Origin of the sequence: Solwaraspora sp. WMMA2056 (genome assembly GCF_030345095.1) — a bacterium.
GTDB lineage: Bacteria > Actinomycetota > Actinomycetes > Mycobacteriales > Micromonosporaceae > Micromonospora_E.
The window spans coordinates 6,339,214-6,364,678 of the sequence record NZ_CP128360.1; the positions used below are offsets into that span (position 1 = coordinate 6,339,214).

The window sequence follows — 25,465 nt, forward strand, 5'->3', positions numbered from 1 at the left end:
GGTCACGACGACGACCGGCCGGGCCGGCAACCCTGGGCCCGGACCACCGGGTCGGTCACGTTTGCCCCACCGCACCGGTGGGGTATGCGATCGCCGGCGCGCCGAGCGGCGGCGTGCGACGACAGGCGGTGTCCAGATGACCAGCAGTACCGTCGCCGAAGCGCCGTCGCGACACCTGCCCGACGAGTTGACCGTCGGCGTCGAGGAGGAGTTCCTCCTCGTCGACCCGGACACCGGCGTCGCCGCCCCGGCGGTCGAGTCGGTCCTGGCCGAAATCCCGCCGGAGCTGCGCGGCCAGGTGCAGCGCGAGTTCCAGACCAGCCAGATCGAGATCGGCAGCCCGCCGGGCCTGGACCTGCGGGCGCTGCGGCGGACCCTCGGTACGCTGCGCGGCGGGGTCGCCGACGCCGCCGAACGGGCCGGGGTGCGGCTGCTCGCCGTCGGCACCGCGCCGATCGCCGGGCCGCTGCCAGCGGTGGTCGACGACCCTCGGTTCCACCGGATCGTCGAACGGTACGGCATGCTGGTGCCCGGGCCGGGCAACAACGGGCTGCACATCCACGTCGGCGTACCGGACCCACGGATCGGTGTCGAGGTGCTCAACCACCTGCGGCCATGGCTGCCGGTGCTGCAGGCGGTGACCGCCAACTCGCCGTTCTTCGACAGCGTCGACACCGGGTACGCCAGTTGGCGGTCGATCATGTGGCAACGGTGGCCGGCGGTCGCGCCGACGCCGTGGCTGCGCTCGCACGAGCACTACCTGTCGTTGATCGACGACCTGATGGCGACCGGGATCATCCTCGACGAGGGGATGCTCTACTGGTACGCCCGGTTGTCGGCGCACTACCCGACCGTCGAGGTCCGCATCGGTGACGTCTGCCCGAGCCTGGACGACACGATCCTGCTGGCCGCTCTGGTGCGCGGGCTGGTCGGCACCGCGTTGGCCGCCGTCGCGCAGGGCCGGCGCGCGCCGGAGGTGGCGCACCATGTGCTGGCGGCGGCGCACTGGCGGGCCGCCCACGACGGGTTGGAGGGCCGGGCCGTGGACCTGACCGACGGCTCCCCCGCCCTGCGCCCGGCCTGGCACCTGCTGCGTCGCCTGGTCGATCAGATCCGTCCGGAGCTCGACCGGCACGGCGACGTCGGGCTGGTGAACTCGCTGCTCGGCCGACTGCGGTCCCAGGGCAGCGGGGCGGCCCGACAACGGGCGGTCCACGCCGGCACCGGTGAGCTACGGGACGTCGTCGGCTACCTGGCCGGCCAGACCCGCAGCGTATCGATCATCCCGGCACCGGCGGGCGTGGCCCGCGACCGGCTGCCGGCAGCGAGCGACCATGGATCGGAGGGAGTCTGACGTGGTGCACCGGATGGTGGTGATCGGCGGTGACGCGGCCGGGATGTCGGCCGCCTCGCAGGCCCGGCAACTGCGTGGCCCGGACGACCTGTCGATCGTCGCGTTCGAACGCGGCCGGTTCACCTCCTACTCGGCCTGCGGAATCCCGTACTGGATCTCCGGCCTGGTCGACGACGCGCAGGAACTCATCGTCCGCGACCCGGAGACGTTCCGCCGCGACCACCACGTCGACGTGCGGGTCCGCCACGAGGTGACCCGGATCGACCTGGACGCGCGCGAGGTGGTCGCCACCTCGTTCGCCGACGGCGGGCGCGAGGTCCGGGAGCCGTTCGACACCCTGGTGTACGCCACCGGAGCGGTGCCGGCACAACCGCCCTGGGCGAAATCGGCGGCGTTCGGGGTGTTCGGGGTGCAGACCCTCGACGACGGGGCGGCGCTGCGGGAGTGGCTCGACCAGGACGATTCGCCGCGCCGGGCGGTGGTGGTCGGCGGCGGCTACATCGGGGTGGAGATGGCCGAGGCGATGATCCGCCGTGGGCTGGCGGTGACCCTGGTGGAGCGCAGCGCACAACCGATGTCTACTGTCGACCCGGACATGGGGGCGCTGGTCCGGTCGGCGCTGGTCGGGCTCGGCATCGACGTGCGTACCGGGGTGTCCGTCACCGGACTGCACGAACGGGACGGACGGGTCTGCGAGGTGCTGACCGACGACGGGGCGCTACCGGCCGACGTGGTGGTGCTCGGGCTCGGCGTACGGCCCAACACGGCGCTCGCGGAGCAGGCGGGACTGCCCATCGGCGTCACCGGGGGAATCCGTACCGACCTGCAGATGCGGGTGATCGGGGTGCCCGACGTGTGGGCGGCCGGCGACTGTGTCGAGACGTACCACCGGGTGAGCGGCCAGCCGGTGCACGTGCCGCTGGGTACCCATGCCAACAAGCAGGGCCGGGTCGCCGGCATCAACATCGGCGGCAGCTACGCCACCTTCCCCGGGGTGATCGGCACTGCGGTCACCAAGGTCTGTGATCTCGAGGTGGCCCGGACCGGGCTGCTCGAGCGGGAAGCCAAGCAGGCCGGATACGACCACGTGACCGCGACCGTGGAGTCGAGCAACCGGGCCGGCTACTTTCCCGGTACCGCCCCGATGACCGTCAAGCTGATCGCCGAACGGCACACCGGGCAGTTGCTGGGGGCGCAGATCGTCGGCACGTCCGAGGCGGCGAAGCGGATCGACGTACTGGCGGTGGCGGTGTGGAACCGGATGTCGGTGGCCGAGATGACCGCGCTGGACCTCGGCTACGCCCCGCCGTACTCGCCGGTCTGGGATCCGGTGCTGGTCGCCGCCCGCCGCGCCAACGACACGGTCGCCCGAACCGACTGACCCGGTCGCAGACGCGTCGCGGCGGGCCGGGCAGCGGTCAGGCGCTGGTCGGAGGCGGTTAGCCTCGACGGGGTGGACCCGGCGACGTACCCCAACGATGACCACCTGCGTGTCTCCGACACCGAGCGGGAGCAGGTGGTGGAGCTACTCGGTCAGGCGACCGCAGAGGGTCGGTTGACCCTCGACGAGTACGCCGAACGGGTCACCGAGGCGCACAACGCCAGGACCCGCGGCGAGCTGGCCCGGCTCACCGCGGACCTGCCGACGGACCCTGCCGGCCAGCTGCACGGCAGCGGTGGCGCGATGGCGGTACGCGGCCCGGGCGGCACGCCGCTGCCGATCGGTGGGAGCGCCTCCCCGGCTCCGGTGGAACGGATGGTGGCGATCTTCGGCGACGAGGTCCGTAAGGGCCACTGGCTGGTCCCGGACCGGTTGGAGGCGCGGGCGGTGTTCGGCGACTGCAAGATCGAGTTGCAGGACGCTCAGCTGCAGCATCACGTCACCACCATCGAGGCGACGTCGATCTTCGGGTCGGTGACGGTGTACGTGCCGGAGGGCGTCGACGTCCGGATGAGCGGTACGGCGGTGTTCGGCGACAAGAAGTCGAAGCTGACCGCGCTGCCGCGACCAGGCGCTCCGGTCATCGAGGTGGTCTGCAACGTGATCTTCGGCTCCGTGGTGGTCCGCCCCCCAAAGCGCAAGTGGTGGTGAGCGCACTACCCCGCCCCGCCCCGCACTACCCCGCCCCGCCCCGCCCCGCCCCGCCCCGCCCCGCCCCGCCCCGCCCCGATGATCTTGCAGTTATCGCGAGCTTTTGTCCACTTTGCTCCACGATAACTGCAAGATCGTCGCGATCTTGGTCAGCTGGGTTGGCAGGTTTGGCACCAGTAGCTGTTGCGGGCGGCCAGGGCACCAAGGACGACGGTGTCACCGCAGCACAGGCAGGGGCTTCCGGTGCGGCGGTAGACGTACACCTCGCCACCGTGCCGGTCGGCGCGCGGTGGGCGACCCGTCGCCTCTGGTAGGTGTTCTTCGCGGACCGTGTCGATGCGGCCCAGCTGCGCCCCGATCCGCATCAGGTCGACCAGGTCGCCCCAGATCGCCTGCCACTGGTCGGCGGTGAGCCGCCGACCTGGTCTTGTCGGGGCGATCCCGGCCCGGAACAGCACCTCGGTGGCGTAGACCAGGCCGACCCCGGCGACGATCGACTGGTCGAGCAGCAGCACGCCGAGCGGTCTGGCGCTGCGCCGGATCTTCGCGCCGGCGGTGTCCGGGTCGGCGTCGTCGCGCAGCGGGTCCGCGCCGAGCCGGCCGCGCAGCGCGTCGACCTCGGCCGGGGTGAGCAGTTCGCAGGCGGCGGGGCCACGCAGGTCGGCCCAGTGCCGTCGGCTGACCAGCCGAAGTCGGACCTGCCCGACCGGTGCCGGCGGCGCGCCGGCCCCGTCGGTGACGGTGCCGTAGAGACCGAGGTGCACGTGCAGGATCCCGCCGCCGTTGCCACCGTCGTAGTGGTGCAGCAGATGCTTGCCGTACGCCTCGGTTGCCGTGAGGGTGGCGCCGGTGAGCCGCTGCGCGCCGGCCGCGAACCGGCCCTGCGGGCTGGTCGCGACGATCTGCGCTCCACCGAGTACGGCGTAATGGCGTGCGGCCAGCCGGTGGATCGTGTGTCCCTCGGGCATGGCGACAGAGCCTATCGGCCCGAAGATCATCGTCGGCGGAACGCCCGCATGATAGGGGTGTGTGACGGACGGGACGTCTGGGTATCCCGGGAGAAACCGCCGGCGCACCTACAGCGGAGCCGGCGCACCGATAAGGAGGATGGTCTGATGGTCAGGATTCCCTCGCTGACGCGGCGTACGGAGCCGACGGCGTCGGCCGAGACCGCGCCGCCACCCGGCGGCACCACTCGGACCGCGCCCCACAACAGCCCGGCCGACCCGCCGACCGGTGACCGGACGCCGCCGAAGGCCACTGCGCCGCCGCAGACCACGACGCCGCCGAAGGCCGCGACGCGGACCGACACCGCAGGCCGCGACGACACGGTACGCCGCAGCGACACCGCCGTCACCGACCCGGCCACCCGGCCGACCGCCCCGGGGCCACGACCGGAACCGCCGACCCGGGAGGAGACCACCGGCCGGCCGACTCCCCCGCCGGCTCCGGCCGGCCCGCGCCCCCGGGCCAGCATGCTGGCCACCCTGAGCCTGATTACCGGTCTCGTCGGCGCGTTGTTCGTCCTCTCCGGCCCGCTCGCGCCGTACGGGATCGCGATCGGCGTCGTCGCGCTCGCCCTGGGCCTCGGCGGGATCTCGGCCACCGCCCGCCGGCACATCGCCGGGCGGACCGAGGCGCTGATGGGGATCGTCCTCGCCCTCGGGGCGATGCTCGTCGGCAGTTTGGCGCTGACCGATTCGCTGACCTGGCTGACCACCGAGACGGACATGGCGCAGCAGGTACGGCAGTGGCTTGATTCACAGTTTGCCGGAATCTTCTGACGGGCAATTGTGAGCCGGGACGGTGGTTCACCGCCCCACCGGCCCCCGAACGAGCGGTGGTTCACCGCAGGGGCGCCGAGAGCACCGGTGGTTCACCGGGCACCGCATCTTCGGGGGGCGACAGCGTGGTCGCCCCCCGAAAGCATGTGTACGCAACGTTCCGTTGTCCATCCCCGGTAAGCACGCAACGATTCGCCGCCACAAGCAACTCACAGCAGTGGTTTCTGCTGATCTGAGCTTCTAGCGTGGAGACAAGCGCCAGCCCACGGCCACCGCCGGGGCGCGCCTTCGACCCCAGGAGCCAGACACATGACGATGCACGCCACCCACCGGCACTACCTGATGTGCCGGCCGACGTACTTCGCCGTGGAATACGCGATCAACCCGTGGATGGACCCGACCCGCCCGGTCGACCGGGAGTTGGCGATCGCCCAGTGGGAGCAGCTGCGCGACACGTACCGGGAGCTGGGTCACACGGTCGAGGAGATCGCACCGCTGCCCGGTCTGCCGGACATGGTCTTCGCCGCCAACGGCGCCACCGTCATCGACGGCCAGGCCCTCGCCGTGCAGTTCCGGGAGCCGCAACGGGCCGACGAGGCGCCCGCCTACCGCGACTGGCTGGAGCAGGCCGGCTTCGCCGTGCACGAGGCCAAGCACGTCAACGAGGGCGAAGGCGACTTCCTGGTGGTCGGCGACCACCTGCTCGCCGGCACCGGGTTCCGCACCTCACCCGCCGCGCACGCCCACGCCCAGGAGGTCTTCGGCCGGCCGGTGGTCACCTTGCAGCTGGTCGACCCGTGCTTCTACCACCTGGACACCGCACTGGCGGTGATCGACGAACGGACCATCGCGTACCTGCCGGAGGCATTCTCCCCCGGCAGCCTCGCCGCGCTGCGGCGGCTGTTCCCCGACGCGATCGCGGCCAGCCTGGCCGACGCGGCGGCGTTCGGGCTCAACGCGGTCAGCGACGGCCGTAACGTGGTGCTGCCGGTGCAGGCCGAAGGGCTGGCCACGGCGCTGCGCGAGCGCGGCTACCAGCCGATCGGGGTGGACCTGTCCGAGCTGCGCAAGGCCGGCGGCGGGGTGAAGTGCTGCACGCTGGAGCTGAGGGGGTCCGGCCGATGATCGTCGACGGGATGCTGCGGACACCAGGCGCGCTGCTGCGGACACCGGGGGCGCTGCGCGACGCCGAACGGTGGACCGCGCACAACTACCACCCGCTGCCGGTGGTGCTCCGTGAGGCCGCCGGTGCCTGGGTCACCGACGTCGACGGAAAGCGGTACCTGGACTGCCTCGCCGGCTACTCGGCCCTCAACTTCGGCCACCGGCACCCGACGCTGATCGCGGCGGCCCACGCCCAGCTGGACCGGCTCACCCTGACCAGCCGGGCGTTCGTGCACGACCAGTTCGCCGACTTCTGCCGCGAGCTGGCGGCGCTGTGCGGCAAGGACATGGTGCTGCCGATGAACACCGGCGCCGAGGCGGTGGAGACCGCGATCAAGGTCGCCCGCAAGTGGGGCTACCAGGTGAAGGGCGTACCGGACGGGCAGGCCACCATCGTCGTGGCCGACGGCAACTTCCACGGCCGGACCACGACGATCATCAGCTTCTCGACCGACGCCGAGGCCCGCGCCGACTTCGGGCCGTACACCCCGGGGTTCAAGATCGTGCCGTACGGCGACCTCGCCGCGCTGGCCGACGCGATCGACGAGACCTGCGTCGCGGTGCTGCTCGAACCGATCCAGGGCGAGCAGGGCGTGGTGGTGCCACCGGACGGCTACCTGACCGGGGTACGCGACCTGTGCACCCGCAACGACGTGCTGTTCCTCGCCGACGAGATCCAGTCCGGGCTGGGCCGCACCGGGACCACGTTCGCCTGCGACCACGAGGGCGTGGTGCCGGACATGTACCTGCTGGGCAAGGCGCTCGGCGGCGGCATCGTGCCGGTGTCGGCGGTGGTCGCCGACCGCTCGGTGCTCGGCGTGCTGCGCCCCGGTGAGCACGGGTCGACGTTCGGCGGCAACCCCCTCGCGTGCGCGGTCGCCACCGAGGTGGTCCGGTTACTGGCCACCGGCGAGTACCAGCGGCGCTCGGCCGAACTGGGTGCCCGGCTGCACGCCGGGCTCGGTGCCCTGCGTGACGCCGGTCGACTCACCGCCGTCCGGGGTCGCGGCCTGTGGGCCGGGCTGGACCTGGCCCCCGGCCCGCTCACCGGCCGGCAGGCGTGTGAGCGGCTGGCCGACCGGGGCGTGCTGGCCAAGGACACCCACGGCGCGACGATCCGGCTCGCCCCGCCGCTGGTCGTCGAGGAGTCCGACGTGGACTTCGCCATCGAACAGCTTTCCTTCGTGCTGCGCTGAGCACACCGGCCGGCCGGGGGGCGATGCGCCGCCCGGCCGGGGGCCGGCCGTCCACGGGCACGGTCAGTGGAACACGATGGCCCGGCCGCTGGCGATGCTCGCCCGGCACGCCTCGTGCAGCGTGAGCCAGGTCTGCGTCTCGACCGCGAAATCGGCGTCGTCGGGCAGCGCGAACAGCCGGGCCGCCTCGGTGTCCGGCAGGTCACCGGCCGGATCGAGCCGTACGCCGAGCGCCGCCGCGCAGCGCCGCAGCTCGGCGAGCAGGCCCTGACTCGACCCGACGATGCCGCCGCCGGCGACCCCGGCCTGCGCCGGCAGGAACAACGGGTCGCCGAAGTCGACCGGGACGTAGTAGCCGGCGCTGTCGGAGTGGCACAGCAGATGCGACTCCAGCAGCGCCGCCTGGTCGTCGATCAGCTCCCGGTCCGCGGCGAGCCCGGCAGCGTCGGCGACCGGAGTGACCGGCGTGGCCGAATCCACCAGGGCCAGCACCCGACGCAGCTGGTGCAGGGCGCTGGCGGAAAAGCCACGCAGGTGCGGCCGGGTCGACGGCACCACCACGTCGTAGGGCTCCTGCCAGGCGACGCCCTCGGCGGCCAACGCGGCGCTCAACTCGTCGAGGGCGACGCGGCTGCGCGCCGCCCCCTCATCGTCGATTCCGGACAGTGCCGTGGTGATGCCGACCGTTACCGCGAGACTCATGCGGGGCAGGGTAGCCGCACCGTCCGACAGGCCGTCAGTCAGCAGGTGGCCAGCATGCCGGACAGGGCGGACTTCTCCGCGCTGTCCACGGTCAACCCGTAGTACCACTTCACCTGGATCCAGGCGCGGGCGTACGTGCAACGGAACGATGCCAGCGGCGGCTGCCAGTCGGCCGGGTCCTTGTCGCCCTTGGCCTGGTTGACGTTGTCGGTCACCGCCCACAGCTCCGGCCCGCCGAGGTCGTTGGCGTACGCCTGACGCCGGGCGGTGGTCCAGGCGCGGGCACCGGAGCGCCACGCCTCGGCCAACGGCACCATGTGGTCGATGTCGACGTCGGAGGCGGCGGTCCAGGTGGCCCCGTCGAACGGGCTGTACCAGGTACCGGAGGTCGCGGCGCAGCTGCTGTTGACCACCACGTTCGTGCCGTCGCGCTTGAGCACCTGCTCGCGGGTGTTGCAGGAACCGGTGATCGTGATCCAGTGCGGGAACAGCGAACGGTTGTAACTGGACTGGTTGGTCTCGGCGGCGACGGTCAGCGAGTTCAGCCGACTGAGCGCGGTGCTGTAGGACGGGATGTTGGGCGGGGTGGCCTGGGCGGGGACGGCGGTCAGGGTGAGGGCGACGAGTGCGGCGACCGTCGCGGCGACGGCGGCGGCAATGGTACGGCGGGCCATGCGGGGAATCTAAGCTGCTCAATCGCCATGATCAAGACTGTTCGATGAACGTGGCGTAAAGTCCAGCGCTCGAACGGGGTGGCTCTATCGTTGTCGGCGTGCCGAGCCACCCCGCACCCTCCGGTCCGCCGACGACGCTGCCCCGGCTCGCGGTGGGCTGTGCGATGTGGACACACAAGTCCTGGCAGGGCCGGCTGATCGCACACCCCCTGCCGCCGGCCGAACGGCTGCACCACTACGCCGCCTGGTGCACCGCCGTGGAAGGCAACACCACCTTCTACGCCACCCCGAGCCGGGAGACCGTCGCCACCTGGGCGGCGCAGACCGACCCGGACTTCCGCTTCGTCCTCAAACTGCCGAAAACCGTCACCCACGAGCACCGGCTCACCGACGCCGACGGCCCGCTGAACGCCTTCCTCGACGCGATCGCGCCACTCGGGCCGCGTACCCATGCGCTCTGGGCCCAACTGCCGGCGTCGTTCGGCCCCGACGACGTACCGACCCTGGCCCGGTTCCTGCGCCGCCTGCCCCGCGACCACCGGTACGCCGTCGAGGTCCGCCACCCGGCGTTCTTCACCGACCCGGCCGAGACCCGCCGGCTCGAAGCGGTCCTCGCCGAGGTGGCCGCCGAATGGGTGCCGTTCGACACCACCACGTTCTTCGCCGCCGCGCCGACCAGCGACGCCGAACGCGAGGCCTGGGTCAAGAAGCCGCGCACGCCGCTGCGCCTCCGGGCGCTGACCGACCGGCCGATCGTGCGCTACCTCGGCCGCGACGACGTCGAGCAGACCGCCGCCGGCTGGCGCCGCTGGGTCGAGGCGTCGGTGGCCTGGCTGCGGCAGGGCCGCTCGCCGACGGTGTTCATCCACACCCCGGACAACGCCGACGCGCCGACGCTCGCCCGGCGTTTCCACGACGAGGTACGGGCCGCGCTGCCGCAGCTCGCCGCGCTGCCCGAGCCGATCCCGGCGCAACCGCTGACCCTGTTCTGACCGACGCGTGCCGCCACCGGGTCCCCGAGAGCGGAGGATGGGCTGATGCCAGTCGTCGAAGCGGTGGTCACCGTACCCGTACCGCCGGATCTCGCCTTCGCGGTGTCCCAGACCACCACGCCGGTGCGGCACCGCTGGGATCCGTTCATCCGCGCACAGCACTTCCTCGACGGTGCCACCCGACCCGGCAAGGGGGTACGCACCTTCACCCGGTCCCGGCACGGCCTGACGATGATCAGCGAGTACGTCTCCTACGCACCGCCGACCAACGTCGGCATGAAGATGGTGCGCGGTCCGTGGTTCTTCGAGATGTTCGCCGGCGGCTGGCGGTTCGCCCCGGCGCCCGAGCCCGGTCACACCGTCGCGACCTGGCGCTACAGCTTCCGCTGCCGACCGGCGGCGCTACGCCCGGTCGCCGACCGGATCGGGGTATGGCTGCTCGGCCGCGACATCCGCCGCCGGATCGCCGGATACGCGGCCGGGTGTACGGACCCGGAGGTGACCGCCGCCGCCCGCCGGACACTGCCCCGCTGAGGGTCGCGCGCCGGGCGACGACGGCGACTCGCCCGGTGACACGGTCGAAGGGCCGGACCCCGGGTACGGGGTCCGGCCCTTCGACCGTTGTGCTGTGTCCAGGTCGGCTGTTGCGGTCAGCTGTTCCAGTGCTGGGCGACGAGTTCGGCCGCCTGGGTCTCCCACTGGGCGTAGTGGAACGGGTACGCCGACACCTGCACGGTCTGCGCGGCCTCGGTCAGCGGCATGTCCTGCCAGCCGTCGACCTGCTTCAGCCCGTTGAGGAACGCGGTGGTCGAGTACTCGACGTCGGTGATCTGCTCCACCGTGCCCCAACCCGACGACGGCCGCTGCTGGAACAGGCCCTGCGAGTCGTGGTCGTTACGGTCACCCAGGTGGCCCAGGTTCTCCAACTTCGACTCCTGCAGCGCGGTCGCGATCGCGACCACGGCGGCCCGCTCGTCCATGCCGGCCTTCTTCGTGGCGGCGATGATGCCCTTGACGTTGTCGGTCTGCTCGCCCGACAGGGTGATGCGGGACTGCTCGCCCTGCACACCGTGCGGGATCAGCTTGGCGGTGTCGACACTGCCGCTGTCGCTCGCGGCGGTCGCGGTGGTGGTCGACGCGGTGGCGGTGGTCGACGCGGCCTGCACGCCGGGGGTGTGCTGGGCGGCCAACGCGGGAGCGGCGATCGCCCCACCGGCCAGGGTCAGACCGGCGATACCCAGAGCGGTGCTCCGCAGGCTCGTGCGCAGGCTGGTGGCCAGGGTACGGCTGAAGATCGTGGTCATGGGGGGTCCACCTTCCGTTTTCCGAGGGGGCACACCCTCACCCGGGCCCCGGATCATGCCGGGGCGGGCGGTGCACGGGGTGCGCGGTAAACGGTGTGCGGTAAACGGTCATCCGGGTGGTACCGGGCACATCCGATGACACGGCCGGTCACGCCGCCGGCACTGTCGGGCGCTGCCTTCTGCGCGTCGCGACCATGTACAACCACGCCGACCGGCCGGCCATTCCCCGCCGGGCCTGGCCCAACGGCCCACCATCTCGGCCCGCCGGCATCGCTCTGGCAGTGGCCCTGCGGTCCGCTACGTCACCGAACGTGACGGCACCACACAGGGACAACCGTCCGGACGATATACCTCAACGGAATGATTATTCCTCACAGGAATACTGCTCTACCGCAGTGCCGGTCCGCCAGGACGCCCCGTCCGGGTGGAACGGGCAGGCGACGCCCCGGCCCGACCGATCATTCCGGGGCCGGCGGCCGGCGCAGGGTCGCGTACGCCAGCGGCAACGGGTCGGGTTGACCGTCCCAGCGGCCGGTGAGCGCGGCACCGTCCGTACCACTGCCCGGCGGCTCGATCTGGCCGGGACGGCGGACGACGAGCAGTTCGACGGTCCTCGTCACGATAACGGTCGAATCGCCGTCGATGATCCGATTTCACCGTCGATCTCGACGAATTCCGCCGCCTGTCCGGTGTCGGCCAGGATGGCGTCGGCGAGGGCGGCGGCGTAGACCGGGTCGCCGCAGCCGTCGTACACCCACCGCCGGCCGAGCACCGAGTGCTCGCAGGTGCCGATCAGCCACTCGTCCGCGCCGGGCAGCGCCGCGTCCCGGTAGGTCAGCGGGACCTGGAGGATCGGCCCCTGCCCGGCCCGGACCAGGATGGTCTCGATGCCGACCTGCCCCGCCGGGTCGTCGAAGCGGTACGCCGCGACTCGGTCCAGTTCACCCGCGCCCAGCCCTCGGGACCAGTCCCGGCCGGGTAGCCAGTCCGCCAGCAACTCGAGTTTGGTCGGCTGAATCTCCGCCCGGTACAGCAACCCCATGCGCCGATGGTAAGGCGTTCACGCCGCTGGGTCAGGCCCACGGGTCGAAGGGGTTACCGCCCGGTTTCGTCCTGTTCAGCAGGTTTCGGAACCGATCGTCCTGATCGGTGATCTTGATGCTGGCGGAGCCGAAGTTGGCGGCCATCAGCCGGTCCCGCAGCGCGGTGCTGGGCCAACCGTTCCAGTCGACGATCGGCGGGTACCGCCAGGTGCCGTAGTGGTTCTCCGGCGGGTCGTCGTTGCTGTTGGCCAACCGGAAGTTGTGCGAACCGAAGGCGCCTTCCTTGTGGTAGACGACCTTCGGATGGGTGCCGTCGAAGCGCACCGAGGAGCGCGGATAGGTCTGCACCTCGCCGTGCACCGTACGGGACACGAAGTCGACCTGGTGCGCGGCCTGGTTGACCCAGGAGACGACGTGCTCCCAGTCGTGCCGGTGACCGCAGCAGCCCTGCACGGTCTGGTCCTTCTCGAAGTAGCTCGCGTACACGATGGCGCACCAGCCGTTGTTGCACTTCGACCGGGCGTACGTCTGGGTGCGGTCGAGATCCTCCCGGTCCCGACAGTTGCCGTTGACCGCGCCGGTGGTGTTCAGCCCGCCGTTGAGGGTGCCGTCGGGGGCGATCGCCGCCACGGGGTAGCACCCGTCCCCGTCGTAGTCGTACGCCGGCGAGAAGGTCAGCTCGTAGCCGCCGGCGGACTGGGGCAGGTTGGGCAGGTTGGCCGCCAGTGCGGCGGTGGCCGGGGCGATCACCAGCACTGTGGACAAGGCGGCGGCCCCGATCCAGTTCCGGCGGCGAACCACCGTACGGGACGGGGCGGTGACGTGACGCAAGGCGGCCTCCCTGGACGACCGAGGTGACCAGATTAGTGTGGTCGACGTCGATATCCAAGGAGTTGACTATCGATGGCCGTACGGTGGACGGCTGAGCTACTGCTCAGCCTGGACGCGACGCCGCCCGGTCGCTGTGACCGAGGCTGAGGTCGGGCGCGATGCGGTCCCGGACCAGTCGCTTCAGCTCCGGGATGTCCGGGAAGCCGGTCTCCGCACGCGACCAGATCGTCTCGCCGTCGAGCCGGACCTCGAAGATCCCGCCGGTACCCGGCACCAGGGCCACCTCGCCGAGTCGCAGCGCGAAGGTGGTGAGCAGCTCCTGTGCCGTCCACGCCGCCCGCAGCATCCAGCGACACTGCGTGCAGTACTCGATCTCCAGCCGGGGCTGTTTCGTGGTGGTCACCAACCGAGTATGCCTGCGCCGACCACCGGGGCGGCAAACTTGTCGCCATGGGCGACGACCGCGATCACCTCGACGACCTCGACCTCGACCGGGCGCTCGATTCGGTCGGCCCCCGGCTGCGGGCGCTGCGCAGGCAGCGCGGCACGACGCTCGCCGAACTGTCGGCCGCCACTGGCATTTCGGTGAGCACCCTGTCCCGGCTGGAGTCCGGTGCCCGCCGCCCCACCCTCGAACTGCTGCTGCCCCTCGCCCGGGCCCACGGAGTGAGCCTGGACGAGCTGGTCGACGCGCCGCCGACCGGCGACCCACGCATCCACCTGCGCCCGGTCACCCGACATGGGATGACCGTCCTTCCGCTCACCCAGCGGGCGGGCGGCATCCAGGCGTACAAGCTGATCATCCCGCCGCGCAGCCCACGCCGGGTGCCGGAGCTGAAGACCCACGAAGGCTACGAATGGCTGTACGTCCTCGACGGGCGGCTGCGCGTCCTGCTCGGCGAGCACGACCTGGTCCTCTCCCCCGGTGAGGCGGCGGAGTTCGACACCCGGGTGCCGCACTGGTTCGGCGCGGTCGGCGACGAGCCGGTCGAGTTCCTCAGCCTCTTCGGGCAGCAGGGTGAACGCGCCCACCTGCGGGCCCGCCCCCGGGCCAGAGCGGGATCCGGGGAGAGTCCCCGGTCCAGCGGCGGGTCCGGGGAGGGCGGGACGCCCTGAACCGCGTACGCGTTTGGGCCGCGCTCGGCTTCGTCTGCGTCGCCGTCGGCCTGTCGACCGCGATGGCTTCGCCGTACCTGACCCTGTTTCTCGACGACGCGGTCCGGGCCAGCGCTGGGCAGATCGCGCTGTGCCTGGTCGCCGCCCCGGTCTCGGCGGTGGTGATCGCCACCGTGGTCGGGCGGCTGTCCGACCGGCTGACGAGCCGCCGGTGGCTGCTCGTCGCCGCCGCATCGGCCGGGTGCCTGTCCAGCGCGCTCACCTCGGTCGTACGGGACTTCCCGGTCTTTCTGCTCATCACGGTCACGCTGACCGCGTCGGCGCAGGTGCTGGTCCCGCAGATGTTCGCCTACGCCCGGGAGGCGCTGGCCGACTCCGCGCGGATCGCGATGGCGATGAGCACGTTCCGTACGCTGTTCTCCATCGCCTGGGTGGCCGGCCCGCCGCTGGCGTCGCTGCTGCTCACCACCGGCGGGTTCCGGCTCACCTACGCCGCGTCCGCCCTGGTGTACGCCGTCGCCGCCGTCGCCGTCCTACTCGCCTTGCGGCACCGTCGTCGCCCGGACGCCGGCGGGGCGTCGGACACCCACCGGTACGGGGCGGACGCCCCCCGCCGGACCATCTGGTTGAGCGTCGCCGCGTTCGTGCTGACCTGGGCCGCCAGCAACCTCGCCATCCAGGCGCTGCCGCTGCACGTCACCCGGGACCTGGGGGCCGGTGTCGGGGCCGCCGGGCTGCTGCTGGGCCTGTGCGCCGGCCTGGAGATCCCGCTGATCCTCGGCTTCGGCTGGCTGTCCACCCGGCTCCCGGTGCACCGGCTGCTGCTCGTCGGAGCCGGCTGCGGAGCGGCGTACATGACGGTCGTCGCCGTCTCGGACCAGGTGTGGCCGCTGCTGGTCGGGCAGCTGCTCAACGCGGCGTCGATCGCCGCGCTCGGCGGTCTCGGCATCACCTACATGCAGGACATGCTGCCCCGGCACCAGGGGCGGGCCTCGACCCTCTACTCGAACGCCATCCCCACCGGGGCGCTGCTCGCCGGCCCGGTCCTCGGCGCCGCCCAGCACACTGGCTACCGGATGCCGTACGCGGTCGGTGCCCTGCTCTACGTGGGAACGCTCGGATTGCTGCTGCTCGCCCGCCGCCGGCCCGACCCGGCAGTACCCGTCACCCAGTGAGGCGTCAGGCCGGGGACGACGTCAGCCCGGGGACGACGACGTCAGTTCGCGTACGTGGCGAGCAGTTGCAGCCGTTCGGCGTCGGCGCTGCCCGGCGCGGCCGTGTAGACGATCAGGATCGGCCCGGAGCGCCCCGGCGGGGTGTAGGCGTCCCAGTCCAGCCGCAGGTCACCGACCAGCGGATGTGGGAACGTCTTGCTGCCGCTGACCGACTCGCGTACGTCGTGGCGGGCCCAGAGCTGGCGGAACTCGTCGCTGCGGATACTGAGCGTGCCGACGATCTCCCGGGCGCGCGGGTGCTCCGGGTCGGCGGCGACCGCCGCCCGCAGGAAGCCCAGATAGTCCAGCACGGTCTCCTCCCAGCCGAGGCAGCGGCCGTGCGCCTGCGCATGGTCGAACATGTCGATCAGCGCGTTGGTCGGCCCGATGCCCGGGTAGAGGGCGGCGGCCATGGCGTTCCAGGCGAGCAGATCCAGGTGGCGGCTGACCACCACGGCCGGGGTGTGCAGGCTGTGCAGCAGCCGGCGGGTGCTCTCCGGCACGGTCACCCGGGTGGGTCGGCGCGGGGCCGGCGGCTGCTGCGCCCGGCGGGCCAGGGCCCGCAGGTGCCGGGTCTCCTCGGCGTTGAGCGCCAGGGCGCGGGCGATGCCGGTCAGTACGTCGTCGGAGGGCCGGACGTCGCGCCCCTGCTCCAGCCGCTGGTAGTAGTCGGTGCTCACCCCGGCGAGCAGCGCCAGCTCCTCGCGGCGCAGCCCGGCGACCCGACGGCGTGGGCCGGGGGCCAGTCCGATCTCCTCCGGCCGCAGCCGGGAACGTCGGTTGCGTAGGAAGTCGGCCAGTTCGCGGGCGTAGACGGTGCTCGTCACACCATCGAGTGTGCCGGTCGACGCACCCCGCAGGGTAGGTCCCGTGGTCCCAGGTTGGTCAGGTCTGCCCGGCGGCGCGTCCGGCCACCTAGCGTCGGCGGTCATGCAGGACATACGGAACTGGACCGCAGAGCAGATCCCCGACCAGCATGGCCGCCGCGCGGTGGTGACCGGCGCGAACTCCGGTGTGGGGCGGGTGACCGCGCTGGAGCTGGCCCGGCACGGGGCCGCCGTCGTGCTGGCGGTACGTAACGTGCCGGACGGCGAGGAGGCGGCCGGCGTGATCCGGCGCGAGGTGCCGGGCGCCGACGTCGAGGTACGGCGACTCGACCTGGCGTCACTCGACTCGATCCGGTCCTTCGCCGCCGACTTCACCGGCGGGCTCGACCTGCTGGTCAACAACGCCGGGCTGGTGCTGACCGGCCCGCGACCGCCGCTGACCGTCGATGGGTTCGACCTGCAGGTGGGCACCAACGCGCTCGGGCCGTACGCGCTGACCGGGCTGCTGCTGGACCGGTTGGCCGCCGGGAAGGAGCCCCGGGTGGTGACCGTGTCGTCGATCGTGCACAAGCAGCGCAACCTGGACCTGAACGATCTGATGATGGAGCGTTCCTACACCGGCAACCGGGCGTACGCGTTGTCGAAGCTGGTCGGCACGATCCTCGGCCTGGAGCTGGACCGGCGGCTGCGGGCCGGCGGGTCGCCGGTGGTCAGCGTGCTGGCCCACCCCGGCATGACCCGTACCAACCTGACTCCGCGCGCGATGGCCGACCGGGGCCGGCTGATGCGCGCTGGCGGCCGGTTGCTGTCGCTGATGGTCAGCGGGGTCGAGTCCGGGGCCCGGCCCCAGCTGTACGCGGCGACCGCTCCCGGCGTGCGGGGTGGGCAGTTCTTCGGGCCGGGCGGGTTCCAGGAGATCCGTGGCCCGGTCACCGAGGTGCGGGCCAGCGCCCAGGCCCGGGATCCGGGCAACGGCCGCCGGATGTGGGCGGCGGCAGCCCGGCTCACCGGCGTCGCGTACCTCTGACGCGGCCCGGCGCACCGGCGGTGCGCACGTTCGCGGCGGCGCGCACGTCGTGGCGGTGCCGCCGGCCGGGACGCTGGGGCTGGGTGGCGACAGGTAGTGCCGCTCAACAGTATTCCTGTGAGGAATGATTATTCCTCACAGGAATACTCGCTGATACACATCTGCCGATCGGCCCGCCGATCACGCTGAGCGACACGCGCTGAACGCAGACCAGGGCCAGGCCCGCTACGCTGGCCGCCGTGACCCGTACCGATTCGGCAGCCCGGGTGATGTCCGCCCCGGTCGCGCGCGTCTACGCCGCTCTGGTCGACCCGGCCGCGCTCACCGCGTGGCTGCCGCCGCAGGGGATGGCGGGCCGGTTCGAGCGGTTCGACGCCCGGCCCGGCGGCGGCTACCGGCTGGTCCTGACCTACGCCGACGCGTCGGCCGCGCCGGGCAAGGCGACCGCCGACTCCGACATCGTCGAGGCCCGCTTCGTCGACCTCGTCCCCGGCGTACGGGTCGTGCAGGCCGTCGACTTCGTCGCCGACGATCCGGCGTACGCCGGCACGATGACCATGACCTGGGAGGTGACCGCCGTCGACGGCGGCACCCGGGTGGCGATTCGCGCCGAGGACGTACCGGCCGGCATCAGCGCGGCGGACCACGCCGCCGGCCTCGCCTCCTCGCTGGCGAACCTCGCCACGTACGTCGAGCGGTAGCCTCCGCCGGCTAACCGAGACCGGTCACGCCCAATGGCCAGGAGACAGCAGTGGCGTCGCCTCAATCGGCTGCAGCCCGTCGTCCAAGCCACGGAGGCGCTGGTAGATGTCACGCATGGCGGCTCGGTCCGGAATGTGTTGCGTGCCGGCCGCCCGCTGCAGCACCGTCAGCGTGCTGACCAGTCGGATCGACCCGACTGGCTGACCGGCGGCATGGAGTTGTCGCAACCGACCGATTTCAGCGGCTGCGATCCGGGCTCCCGCTCCGTCGTCGATGAGCACGGACATCGCTGCGCCCGCTTCTGCTGCGACGACAGCGTGCGCCACCACCATGATTTCGCCCAGATCTTTCGGCTGTTGCATCCGTTTCTGCATCGGTTGCTGGGTCATCCGGCGTACGGCCACCGCAAGTTCTGGCGTTTCATCGTCAGACAGCACCTGGATCCACCGTGGCGTCAGTTTGCGCCACACACTGCCTGCCGTGCGGAATCGTGGGTCCGCCCGCGCCTTGCGCAGCACCTCGTCCTGCACCGTCTCCGGGGCACTCAACGGCCCGAGGACACCGATGAGGAGCCGTTCCTTGTTGATCGACAGGAAGTTCAGACCAGGGCCTGCATCGATGATCGGCCGTGGGCTCATTGCTTCCCTGTCTCCGTGGCCCACTCCTCACCGTCGCCCGCGTCGCGGAGATAGTCGTCGAGCTCCGTCACATCGACTCCGACATCCGGCAGGTCCGCCAGGTCCGCCGGATCAGCCCAGACCGTCTGCTGGGCCGCCGGTCCGATCCCAGCCTCGGCCAGTTCCGCTTCGGCTGCTTCGAGGGCGACGCCGCGCAGGTTGGCGATGACCTGGGCGGAGAGCACACCTGCCGCGTAGCCCTCGATTGCGCGGGACAGTAGTCGTTGTGGCGCCCGCCGTCGGTTCGAGTCAGCCTGCAGCGCGTTGTACTGGTCGATCCATCCGAAGCGGACAGCGAGTTGGGGGGTCGTCACTCCCATCCACTCCGCTTTCCTGCCCGCGTCGATGTATCCGGCCTGCTCCAAGGCGATGGCGGCGACGGCTGGAGACACCAGGTAGCGCTGGACGACGGCAGACAGCACGGACCGATCAGTCACCCGCAGGTCCGCGAGGAACTGCCGCAGACCGTCCAGCGGCAGCAGCAGGTGCCGGGCGAAAGCATCGGCCCGGACCTCGACCGGTGACCGCTGGCCGCAGCTGCCGGCATCGTCTGCCGCCCAGTCACCGAACTGCACGTGGCCGAGCTCGTGGGCGAGCGTGCTGCGCTGCCGCATCGGGTGCCGGGTCCGGGCGACGCCGATGAACACAGTGCCGTGGGCCGGGTCACACATGGTCAGACCGTGTTCGTCGGGTCCAGCGTCAAGGACCGCCACATCGACGCCGGTGGCCTGTTCAATGACTGCGACGAGATCACCCAGCGGCTGAATCCCGAGGTGGTGCTCCAGGCGGAAACGGCTGGCCGCCGCGCGTCCCTGTGCTTCAGGTGTCACGCCCGGAACCGATGTCGCTGACGGCCGGGATGGCATATTGGTGAAGATAGTCATCGAGTTCCAGAAACCCTAGTAGTGCCTGCCTCATCCCTTCCATGTCCGAACCACCGGTCGCCCTGGCCGCGAACTGGACGCGGTCCGCCACCGCCACCGCCCCGGTGAGTTGAGCGACGGTGTGTCCGGTGGCCCAGGCAATAGTGACGATCTCGGGCATCTTGGCCACTCGGTCGCCGGAGATGATGCGCGACAGGGTCGACTGCGAGACGCCTGAACGTTCGGCGAGAGCTCGCTGACTCAGACCAGCGGCGATCCGGGCACGCTCGATCCGGGCACCAGTACTCATTGCCGCCGCCCCTCCCGACTTGAATCACTTTCTCGTAAGATGATTCAGTCTACCTCCCCCAGGGCCTTCTGTCTCGCACTGCCGGCGCCCAGCAGCCAGAGCCACCGCAACGACGCGGGCGCCTGGCTTGACCTCAAGTTCGATCGAAGTTGCAGACTGCGGAACATGGCGGACGGAGTGCTTGACGAGGCGTACGAACGGATTCTGGCGACCGGGCCGGAGCGCGACGGCTGGCTGTCTAACCACGCGCCGATGGCCGCCGAGGCGCTGGCCCGGCATGGGCGCGGCGACGTCGTCCACAAGTGGTTGGACGGGTACGCCGACCGACTCGAACCTCGACCCCGAGGTGTCAGCCCGATCGCGGCGCAGCAGTGGCGCGACCCGCTCGGTGACCCGGTCCGCACCGGCGACTGGCTCGACTACTTCGAGCGGGAGCTGGCCCTCGCCCCCTGGCGGGAGGTGCTGACCCGATGGTGGCCCCGGCTGCTGCCGGGGATCGCCGCCGGCGCCACGCACGGGGTGATCCGGGTCGGCCATGCCGTCCGGGCGCTGATCGACGCCGAAACCGCACCCCGGGTCGCCGAACTGGGCCACGGGCTCGCCTACTGGGCCGCCCGCTGGCAACCACTCGCCCCGCCCGGCAGGGGCGCCTACCCGACGTCGGACCCCCGGACAGCGCTCGACGCCGTACCGAGGGTGCCGGACCAGCGGTACGGCATCCGGGCGCGACTGGCACAGCTCGCCGATCTGCCTGACTGGCCCGCAACAGCAGGCGCGGTGCCCAACCTACCGGCCGTTTCGGGCGCGGAGCCGGGCAGCGCGGCCGGGTCGGCTCCCGACCGACTGGCGGCGATCGTCGCCGCCGCCGTCGCCCGGCACGCCACCCACGGGTACGCCAACCCGGTCATGCTGGTGCACGCGGCCACCGCGCCGAACGCCGTCCTGCGCGCCCTGCCAGCGCTGCCCGAACGGCTCTGGGAGCCGAGCCTCGCCGCGGCCTGGGCCGCGACAGCAGCGGTGACCGCCGCCTACTCCCCCGCCGAACCCCGGCCAGTGCCTGACCCGGCCGGCGACACCGAGAGCTGTACGGACTCAGTACACGACGCGGAGCAGGCAGCCGAGCTGTTCGAGGTCGCTGCCCGCACCACCGATCCGCACGCGATCAAGTTCGCGGACACCGCTCTGGACGTGTACGCCGCCACCGGTGACCCGACCACGCTCCGCAGAGCCCGACACTGCGTCCACCTGGTCGCGACCGACAGCTGACCCGCCAACCAAGTATCCAGGAGCATCACCAGGGCGTGGCCATCTTGAGTCTGAACTACTCGGCTCGCCGACGATCGCCGGGCTGCAGCACGCAGTGGTGGGAGACTTGTGACAGCATCCGTAAGGAGGTGAGTCTGCCAATGAGCGTTGCCGCACTTGATCACCCCGAGCCGTGGACCGAGTCCGAGTACTTCGCGCTCGGGGAGACCCGAAACCGGATCGAGTTGATCGACGGAGGACTGTGGGTGAGCCCCGCACCGAACAGGCCACATCAGGACATCTCGTTCCTCCTCCTGACCGCGATCCGGCCGGCCGCGCGGTCGGCGGGTTTGCGCGCACACGAGGCGGTGAACGTACGACTGGCCGCCAACCGGATCGTGATCCCGGACCTGGTGGTGGCGAAGGTCGGGCGGCTCGGTGGCGTCGCCGACGCACACGAGGTCGTCCTGGCCGGCGAGATCACCTCGCCGAGCAGTGTCGCGACCGACCGCGTACAGAAAATGCAGTTCTACGCGGCCGCGCGGATCGGCTGGTACCTACTCGTCGAGCCCGACATGGTCGAGTACGAAGCACTTACGCTGCGACTGTTCCGGCTTGAGGGCGAGCACTACGTCGAGCATGCGGTTGCCGAAGACGGGCAGCGGCTGACCTCCGACCTTCCGTTTCCGATCGACGTCACGACCGACGCCCTGCTCGACTTCTAGCGCCGCACAGGTGACCCGGTCAGTCATCGGCGCAACGTGTCGAAGCTGAGGCAGATATCTGCAGGTGCGCCCGGCACCGACGCCACCTCGGACCGGTGCCAGTGCGGTCCGACCGCGTCGGTCGCCACCCGCTGCCAGAACGGCTGCGCTCCTGGGTTGTACGCCTGGAAGGCGATCCGCCACCGGCCCGGCCATTCGGCGATGGCCTGACCAGCGGCCACACGTCCCACGCCGGTCCGCCGCAGTGGCCGGACCACGAAGAAATCGTTGATCGAGGCGATCTCATCCGCCCGGCCCGCCATGACGAATCCGCCAAGCTCTCCCGCCACTGTGATCAGCCACGCCCGAGTGTCCGGATCCGCGCCGGCCAGAAAGCGGTCGAGACGGCGATTGTGGTAGGTGCCGTCCGCGTTCGGCAGGTGACGGTACGCCTCGGCAAGGTCGTACCGGTAGAGCTGCCCCAGGTTGCCGAGCACCGCACGGTGCGACCGGTCGACTGGCGTCAGGCCGACCGGCGTTGATGGAAGCTCCGGCTGGCGCACGCCGACCCCGGTGGTCAGCGTACGGCTGACGGGGTGTGAGCGACGAAGGCGGACCAGGCGGCCGGCGCGAAGGCCAACGTGCTACCGGCCCGGTCCTTCGAATCGCGCACCAGCACCCGGCCCGGCAGGTTGTCGGCGACCTCCACACAGTTGCCGCCGTTGGAACTGCTGCGGCTCGACTTGCGCCAGATCGGCTCACTCGCGTTCATCGATCATCCTCACGATCAGATCGCGGCCCGGTTCCGGGCCGGGTGTGAACGAGTGCCTGGTGTTTGGACTCCCACAGCCACCGTACCTGCGGAGGAATGACCAGGGTGGGCCAGAGCCGGACGAGTGTCGGGCCGTCGAGCCATCGAACGAGATCATCTGCCGTCGTCGCTTCGCGGAGCACTGTCTCGTACATGCTGGCCAGCCGACGAGGATTGGCAAGGTCGTACTGCGCTCGCCCCGACCAGACCAGATCCCTGGTCAGTGTGACCTGCCCACTGACCGGCCCGAGCAGATCGTCAAGGCGGTCGCTGACCACGTACGGGCGCTGGTCGCTGTAGCGCGATCCGGGCGGCGCGGCTCGCGCGGCCGGCCTCGCCCCCGGCTGGTGGGACGGGGGCGAGCCGGTCGGCTGAGCGCACATGCCCAAGAGGCTGGGTGGGGCGGCGTTGGGGGTGGGTCAGCGTACGGCTGACGGGGTGTGGGCGACGAAGGCGGACCAGGCGGCCGGCGCGAAGGCCAACGTGCCACCGGCCCGGTCCTTCGAATCCCGGACCAGCACCCGGCCCGGCAGGTTGTCGGCGACCTCCACACAGTCGCCACCGTTCGGGCTGCTGCGGCTCGACTTGCGCCAGATCGGCTCACTCGTGTTCATCGATCATCCTCACGATCAGATCGCGGCTCTGGCTGACGGTGAGCGCCAGTCCTGACAAAGCATCCCACGACTGTTCCAGGTCGACCACGTCCTCGGTGTCGGTGACGACCCGGCCGCCGAGATGGTCGTCGAGGTAGCCGATCCGCCGGTCGTTGGGCAGCACGGCGACGACGAACGCGCCGGCCAGCCCGACGTGGGTGCCGACGTCGGCGGGGAGCACCCGGATCTGGACGTCCAGGCGGTGGCCGATGTCGACCAGGTGCTCCAGCTGCTCCTTCATGAAGGCACCGCGCTGACGCAGCACTGCCTCGCCGATGATCGCGGTGAACTGGATGTCCTCGTCGCGGTCCAGCGTGGCCGACTGGCGTTCCAGCCGGACGGCGAGCGCCTCGTCGAGCCGTCGCCGGGTGCGGGTGCCGACGGTGAGGACCGCGCGGGCGTACGCCTCGGTCTGCAGCAGCCCTGGGATCACCAGCGGCTGAAACGAGCGCAGCACCAGCGCGCGGCGCTCGTTGTCCAGCCAGGAGCGCAGCCATGGGGCCTGCGCGTCCTCCCGGGCGGCCCGGGACAGCCGCTGGATCTGGTTGCCGGTCTCGTAGATGCGGTCGAGGTCGACGGCGGTGTCCGGCAGCGGGATCGACTTGCCGGTCTCGAACGCGCCGATGAGGGAATTGCTGACCCGGATGGCCTCACCCACCTGGGCCTGGGTCAGGTTGCGCTTGAGGCGCTCACTGCGCAACAGATCTTGAAGCTCGCTCATCTCCTGGCCTCCATTGGAATCCATTGGTACGCGCTGGAATGACTGACGCATGGCAATCGGTGAACTGAGTATTCCGTGTCGAGGTCGCACAGTCCAGGGTGGAAATCACCAGAGGCGCTTCGACGGCGGCAAGGGAGATCACGTGTTACGCAACGACGGAATCGGCGGCACACCCCGCCTCACCCGCTACACCTCGATCGGCACGCCACCCGGCGGGAAAAAGGATCATGATCCGACGCCGAACCGACCGCCACTGCCGAGGCGGAATCCCGGCGAGACCGACCTCGAACACGATCCACGGTTCCGGCTGGTCGGCGCACGGGCAGCCACCCCGGCACCGAAACCGGAGAGCGGCCGACTGTCAGTTGATCATCCGGTGGTACGGCGGGCCCGGGAGATCGTCAGCACGCATCTGCCGAGTCGACTCGCCGAATGCCGGGTGTGCAATTCCGCCGCGCTCTGCGAGCCGTTCACGAAGGCGCTCGGGGTGCTGCGCCGACACGATCCCGGAAAGGCCCGGCGGGTGATGGCCGTGCTCTATCTCGCCGGCCTGTGGCCTCCGGTCGCCCTCGACGCCGACACAGGCGACGACGACGCCGATGAGGATGGGGATGGGAGTGGTGACGATGTCGCGTGACGAACTGCTCCGCGTCGGCGACACGCTACGTCTCGGCAAGGCCGACTGGGTGTACGCCGACCGGTCGATGATCGTCCGGGTCGCCGACATCCGCTACGGCCTCGACGAGGAGCACTCGCAGGTCGTCGGGATCATCGGCACCGTCGTCGCCGGTGGCCGCGACGGCCGGATGGTGGCGATCGCCGTCTACAAGACCGCGCTGACCCGCCCCGGTGTCGTCGAGCGCCCCCGCCCCGTCAACGGCGTTGACCACTACAATGAGGCGCATGAGCGCTGAGGCCGTCGGCATGCACATGCCTGCCGTTGTCACGCTCGACGACGCGGCCGCGATGAACTCCGCCGACCCGAACGGCCACCGCTACGAGACCAGCCCTGAAGGGGTCCTGTCGGTCATGCCCCCACCCGACTCTGAGCACGCGGTGACCGCTAGCCGGCTGTGCGCCTGGTTCATCATGGCGGGTTGGCCGGCCGAGCAGGTGCTGCAGGCGGCGGGGGTTCGGATCCCCGGGCCGGACGGAGACGGTGGCAGGATCCCGGACATCAGCGTCTGGCAGAAGCCCCCGCCGAAAAGCGTCTGGTCGGCGGCGATCGACATCGCGCTCGTGATCGAGATCGTCTCGCCCGGCTCGGAAGGCATCGACGCGGTGACGAAGGTCCGAGAGTACGCGGCGGCGGGCATCCCGCAGTACTGGGTTGTCGACCGGGACGGTGCGCAGACCGTCGCCCTGCACCGGCTCACCGCGTACGGCACCTACCAGGAGAGCGCCAAGATGCCGCTGGCCTGGCTGCTGCAGACGTCCCCGGCCGACCACCTCGGCTGAG

Annotated in this window: 33 protein-coding genes; 17 read left to right on the forward strand and 16 right to left on the reverse strand. The window is 71.1% G+C overall.

Annotated elements, in window-relative coordinates; genetic code table 11:
- Window positions 1-136 precede the first annotated feature (136 nt).
- From O7608_RS28725 to O7608_RS28735, 3 genes are all read left to right on the forward strand, one after another.
- Window positions 137-1,354: a carboxylate-amine ligase gene (locus O7608_RS28725; protein ID WP_289207524.1), complete on the forward strand. Its 1,218-nt coding sequence runs from the start codon at window positions 137-139 to the stop codon at window positions 1,352-1,354.
- A 1-nt stretch (window position 1,355) separates the two neighbouring features.
- Window positions 1,356-2,735, forward strand: a complete 1,380-nt coding sequence (locus O7608_RS28730; protein WP_289207525.1) for an FAD-dependent oxidoreductase — start codon at window positions 1,356-1,358, stop codon at window positions 2,733-2,735.
- Between the two features lie 72 nt (window positions 2,736-2,807).
- On the forward strand, window positions 2,808-3,446 hold the full coding sequence (locus O7608_RS28735; protein WP_289207526.1) for a DUF1707 SHOCT-like domain-containing protein: 639 nt from the start codon (window positions 2,808-2,810) through the stop codon (window positions 3,444-3,446).
- A gap of 149 nt (window positions 3,447-3,595) precedes the next feature.
- On the opposite strand, the gene O7608_RS28740 is transcribed toward O7608_RS28735, so the two are convergent.
- A complete protein-coding gene (locus O7608_RS28740) occupies window positions 3,596-4,414 on the reverse strand; it encodes an Fpg/Nei family DNA glycosylase (protein WP_289207527.1) in 819 nt (272 codons plus the stop codon).
- 147 nt (window positions 4,415-4,561) lie between these two features.
- Here O7608_RS28740 and O7608_RS28745 point away from each other — a divergent pair, with 147 nt between their 5' ends.
- The 3 genes from O7608_RS28745 to rocD all read left to right on the forward strand — a co-directional run bounded on the left by O7608_RS28745 (window position 4,562) and on the right by rocD (window position 7,590).
- Entirely contained in the window at window positions 4,562-5,230 is a 669-nt protein-coding gene (locus O7608_RS28745) for a DMT family transporter (RefSeq protein ID WP_289207528.1), read from the forward strand.
- Between the two features lie 315 nt (window positions 5,231-5,545).
- On the forward strand, window positions 5,546-6,355 hold the full coding sequence (gene ddaH, locus O7608_RS28750; RefSeq protein ID WP_289211082.1) for a dimethylargininase: 810 nt from the start codon (window positions 5,546-5,548) through the stop codon (window positions 6,353-6,355).
- A gap of 11 nt (window positions 6,356-6,366) precedes the next feature.
- Window positions 6,367-7,590, forward strand: a complete 1,224-nt coding sequence (gene rocD / locus O7608_RS28755) for an ornithine--oxo-acid transaminase (protein WP_289207529.1) — start codon at window positions 6,367-6,369, stop codon at window positions 7,588-7,590.
- A gap of 63 nt (window positions 7,591-7,653) precedes the next feature.
- Here the strand turns inward: rocD and O7608_RS28760 are convergent, their stop codons facing one another.
- Both O7608_RS28760 and O7608_RS28765 read right to left on the reverse strand, forming a co-directional pair.
- Window positions 7,654-8,292, reverse strand: coding sequence for a putative DNA-mimic protein (locus O7608_RS28760; protein WP_289207530.1), 639 nt, complete (start codon window positions 8,290-8,292; stop codon window positions 7,654-7,656).
- A 38-nt stretch (window positions 8,293-8,330) separates the two neighbouring features.
- Complete coding sequence (locus tag O7608_RS28765; protein ID WP_289207531.1) at window positions 8,331-8,966, reverse strand: HNH endonuclease family protein; 636 nt, start codon at window positions 8,964-8,966, stop codon at window positions 8,331-8,333.
- Between the two features lie 164 nt (window positions 8,967-9,130).
- Here O7608_RS28765 and O7608_RS28770 point away from each other — a divergent pair, with 164 nt between their 5' ends.
- Window positions 9,131-9,958, forward strand: a complete 828-nt coding sequence (locus O7608_RS28770; RefSeq protein WP_289211083.1) for a DUF72 domain-containing protein — start codon at window positions 9,131-9,133, stop codon at window positions 9,956-9,958.
- 45 nt (window positions 9,959-10,003) lie between these two features.
- A complete protein-coding gene (locus O7608_RS28775) occupies window positions 10,004-10,492 on the forward strand; it encodes an SRPBCC family protein (RefSeq protein WP_289207532.1) in 489 nt (162 codons plus the stop codon).
- A gap of 116 nt (window positions 10,493-10,608) precedes the next feature.
- Here O7608_RS28775 and O7608_RS28780 read toward each other — a convergent pair whose 3' ends face one another.
- From O7608_RS28780 to O7608_RS28795, 5 genes are all read right to left on the reverse strand, one after another.
- The gene (locus O7608_RS28780) at window positions 10,609-11,226 is read right to left on the reverse strand and encodes a hypothetical protein (protein WP_289211084.1); all 618 of its coding nucleotides are present in this window, start codon (window positions 11,224-11,226) and stop codon (window positions 10,609-10,611) included.
- Between the two features lie 494 nt (window positions 11,227-11,720).
- Entirely contained in the window at window positions 11,721-11,882 is a 162-nt protein-coding gene (locus tag O7608_RS32055; protein WP_353850471.1) for a hypothetical protein, read from the reverse strand.
- A complete protein-coding gene (locus O7608_RS28785; RefSeq protein WP_353850472.1) occupies window positions 11,879-12,304 on the reverse strand; it encodes a CG0192-related protein in 426 nt (141 codons plus the stop codon). The genes O7608_RS32055 and O7608_RS28785 overlap by 4 nt, the downstream gene beginning before the upstream one ends.
- Window positions 12,305-12,335: 31 nt before the next feature.
- The gene (locus tag O7608_RS28790; protein ID WP_289207533.1) at window positions 12,336-13,136 is read right to left on the reverse strand and encodes an NPP1 family protein; all 801 of its coding nucleotides are present in this window, start codon (window positions 13,134-13,136) and stop codon (window positions 12,336-12,338) included.
- A 103-nt stretch (window positions 13,137-13,239) separates the two neighbouring features.
- The gene (locus O7608_RS28795; RefSeq protein ID WP_289207534.1) at window positions 13,240-13,539 is read right to left on the reverse strand and encodes an Rdx family protein; all 300 of its coding nucleotides are present in this window, start codon (window positions 13,537-13,539) and stop codon (window positions 13,240-13,242) included.
- Between the two features lie 47 nt (window positions 13,540-13,586).
- On the opposite strand from O7608_RS28795, the gene O7608_RS28800 reads away from it, so the two are divergent.
- Together O7608_RS28800 and O7608_RS28805 are read left to right on the forward strand one after the other, a co-directional pair.
- The gene (locus tag O7608_RS28800; RefSeq protein WP_289207535.1) at window positions 13,587-14,252 is read left to right on the forward strand and encodes a helix-turn-helix domain-containing protein; all 666 of its coding nucleotides are present in this window, start codon (window positions 13,587-13,589) and stop codon (window positions 14,250-14,252) included.
- Entirely contained in the window at window positions 14,249-15,427 is a 1,179-nt protein-coding gene (locus O7608_RS28805; protein WP_289211085.1) for an MFS transporter, read from the forward strand. Before O7608_RS28800 ends, O7608_RS28805 begins: the two co-directional genes overlap by 4 nt.
- Before the next feature lie 41 nt (window positions 15,428-15,468).
- Here O7608_RS28805 and O7608_RS28810 read toward each other — a convergent pair whose 3' ends face one another.
- On the reverse strand, window positions 15,469-16,293 hold the full coding sequence (locus O7608_RS28810) for a helix-turn-helix domain-containing protein (protein WP_289207536.1): 825 nt from the start codon (window positions 16,291-16,293) through the stop codon (window positions 15,469-15,471).
- A gap of 103 nt (window positions 16,294-16,396) precedes the next feature.
- Between O7608_RS28810 and O7608_RS28815 the strand changes: the two genes are divergently transcribed.
- Window positions 16,397-17,320, forward strand: coding sequence for an oxidoreductase (locus tag O7608_RS28815; protein ID WP_353850473.1), 924 nt, complete (start codon window positions 16,397-16,399; stop codon window positions 17,318-17,320).
- Window positions 17,321-17,559: 239 nt separating this feature from the next.
- Complete coding sequence (locus O7608_RS28820; RefSeq protein ID WP_289207537.1) at window positions 17,560-18,021, forward strand: SRPBCC family protein; 462 nt, start codon at window positions 17,560-17,562, stop codon at window positions 18,019-18,021.
- Between the two features lie 24 nt (window positions 18,022-18,045).
- On the opposite strand, the gene O7608_RS28825 is transcribed toward O7608_RS28820, so the two are convergent.
- From O7608_RS28825 to O7608_RS28835, 3 genes are read right to left on the reverse strand one after another with little or no spacing between them, the layout of a single operon-like run.
- Window positions 18,046-18,660 (reverse strand): PIN domain-containing protein, encoded by a 615-nt coding sequence (locus O7608_RS28825; protein WP_281553544.1) that lies wholly within the window; start codon window positions 18,658-18,660, stop codon window positions 18,046-18,048.
- Window positions 18,657-19,583 carry an ImmA/IrrE family metallo-endopeptidase gene (locus O7608_RS28830; protein WP_289207538.1) on the reverse strand — a complete coding sequence of 309 codons (927 nt, stop codon included), beginning with the start codon at window positions 19,581-19,583 and terminating at the stop codon, window positions 18,657-18,659. Before O7608_RS28830 ends, O7608_RS28825 begins: the two co-directional genes overlap by 4 nt.
- Window positions 19,519-19,872 (reverse strand): helix-turn-helix domain-containing protein, encoded by a 354-nt coding sequence (locus O7608_RS28835; RefSeq protein ID WP_278174377.1) that lies wholly within the window; start codon window positions 19,870-19,872, stop codon window positions 19,519-19,521. Before O7608_RS28835 ends, O7608_RS28830 begins: the two co-directional genes overlap by 65 nt.
- 165 nt (window positions 19,873-20,037) lie before the next feature.
- Here O7608_RS28835 and O7608_RS28840 point away from each other — a divergent pair, with 165 nt between their 5' ends.
- Window positions 20,038-21,138 (forward strand): questin oxidase family protein, encoded by a 1,101-nt coding sequence (locus O7608_RS28840; RefSeq protein WP_289207539.1) that lies wholly within the window; start codon window positions 20,038-20,040, stop codon window positions 21,136-21,138.
- A gap of 140 nt (window positions 21,139-21,278) precedes the next feature.
- Window positions 21,279-21,842, forward strand: coding sequence for a Uma2 family endonuclease (locus O7608_RS28845; RefSeq protein WP_289207540.1), 564 nt, complete (start codon window positions 21,279-21,281; stop codon window positions 21,840-21,842).
- A gap of 23 nt (window positions 21,843-21,865) precedes the next feature.
- Here the strand turns inward: O7608_RS28845 and O7608_RS28850 are convergent, their stop codons facing one another.
- The 4 genes from O7608_RS28850 to O7608_RS28865 all read right to left on the reverse strand — a co-directional run bounded on the left by O7608_RS28850 (window position 21,866) and on the right by O7608_RS28865 (window position 24,006).
- Window positions 21,866-22,318, reverse strand: coding sequence for a GNAT family N-acetyltransferase (locus O7608_RS28850; protein WP_289207541.1), 453 nt, complete (start codon window positions 22,316-22,318; stop codon window positions 21,866-21,868).
- Between the two features lie 80 nt (window positions 22,319-22,398).
- Window positions 22,399-22,593: a DUF397 domain-containing protein gene (locus O7608_RS28855; RefSeq protein WP_289207542.1), complete on the reverse strand. Its 195-nt coding sequence runs from the start codon at window positions 22,591-22,593 to the stop codon at window positions 22,399-22,401.
- Between the two features lie 458 nt (window positions 22,594-23,051).
- Window positions 23,052-23,246, reverse strand: a complete 195-nt coding sequence (locus O7608_RS28860; RefSeq protein WP_289207543.1) for a DUF397 domain-containing protein — start codon at window positions 23,244-23,246, stop codon at window positions 23,052-23,054.
- Window positions 23,233-24,006: a helix-turn-helix domain-containing protein gene (locus O7608_RS28865; RefSeq protein WP_289207544.1), complete on the reverse strand. Its 774-nt coding sequence runs from the start codon at window positions 24,004-24,006 to the stop codon at window positions 23,233-23,235. The genes O7608_RS28860 and O7608_RS28865 overlap by 14 nt, the downstream gene beginning before the upstream one ends.
- A gap of 142 nt (window positions 24,007-24,148) precedes the next feature.
- Here O7608_RS28865 and O7608_RS28870 point away from each other — a divergent pair, with 142 nt between their 5' ends.
- From O7608_RS28870 to O7608_RS28880, 3 genes are read left to right on the forward strand one after another with little or no spacing between them, the layout of a single operon-like run.
- Window positions 24,149-24,643, forward strand: a complete 495-nt coding sequence (locus O7608_RS28870) for a hypothetical protein (protein WP_289207545.1) — start codon at window positions 24,149-24,151, stop codon at window positions 24,641-24,643.
- Window positions 24,633-24,920, forward strand: a complete 288-nt coding sequence (locus O7608_RS28875) for a hypothetical protein (RefSeq protein WP_289207546.1) — start codon at window positions 24,633-24,635, stop codon at window positions 24,918-24,920. Before O7608_RS28870 ends, O7608_RS28875 begins: the two co-directional genes overlap by 11 nt.
- Window positions 24,910-25,464 carry a Uma2 family endonuclease gene (locus O7608_RS28880; RefSeq protein WP_289207547.1) on the forward strand — a complete coding sequence of 185 codons (555 nt, stop codon included), beginning with the start codon at window positions 24,910-24,912 and terminating at the stop codon, window positions 25,462-25,464. Before O7608_RS28875 ends, O7608_RS28880 begins: the two co-directional genes overlap by 11 nt.
- Window position 25,465: the final 1 nt, after the last annotated feature.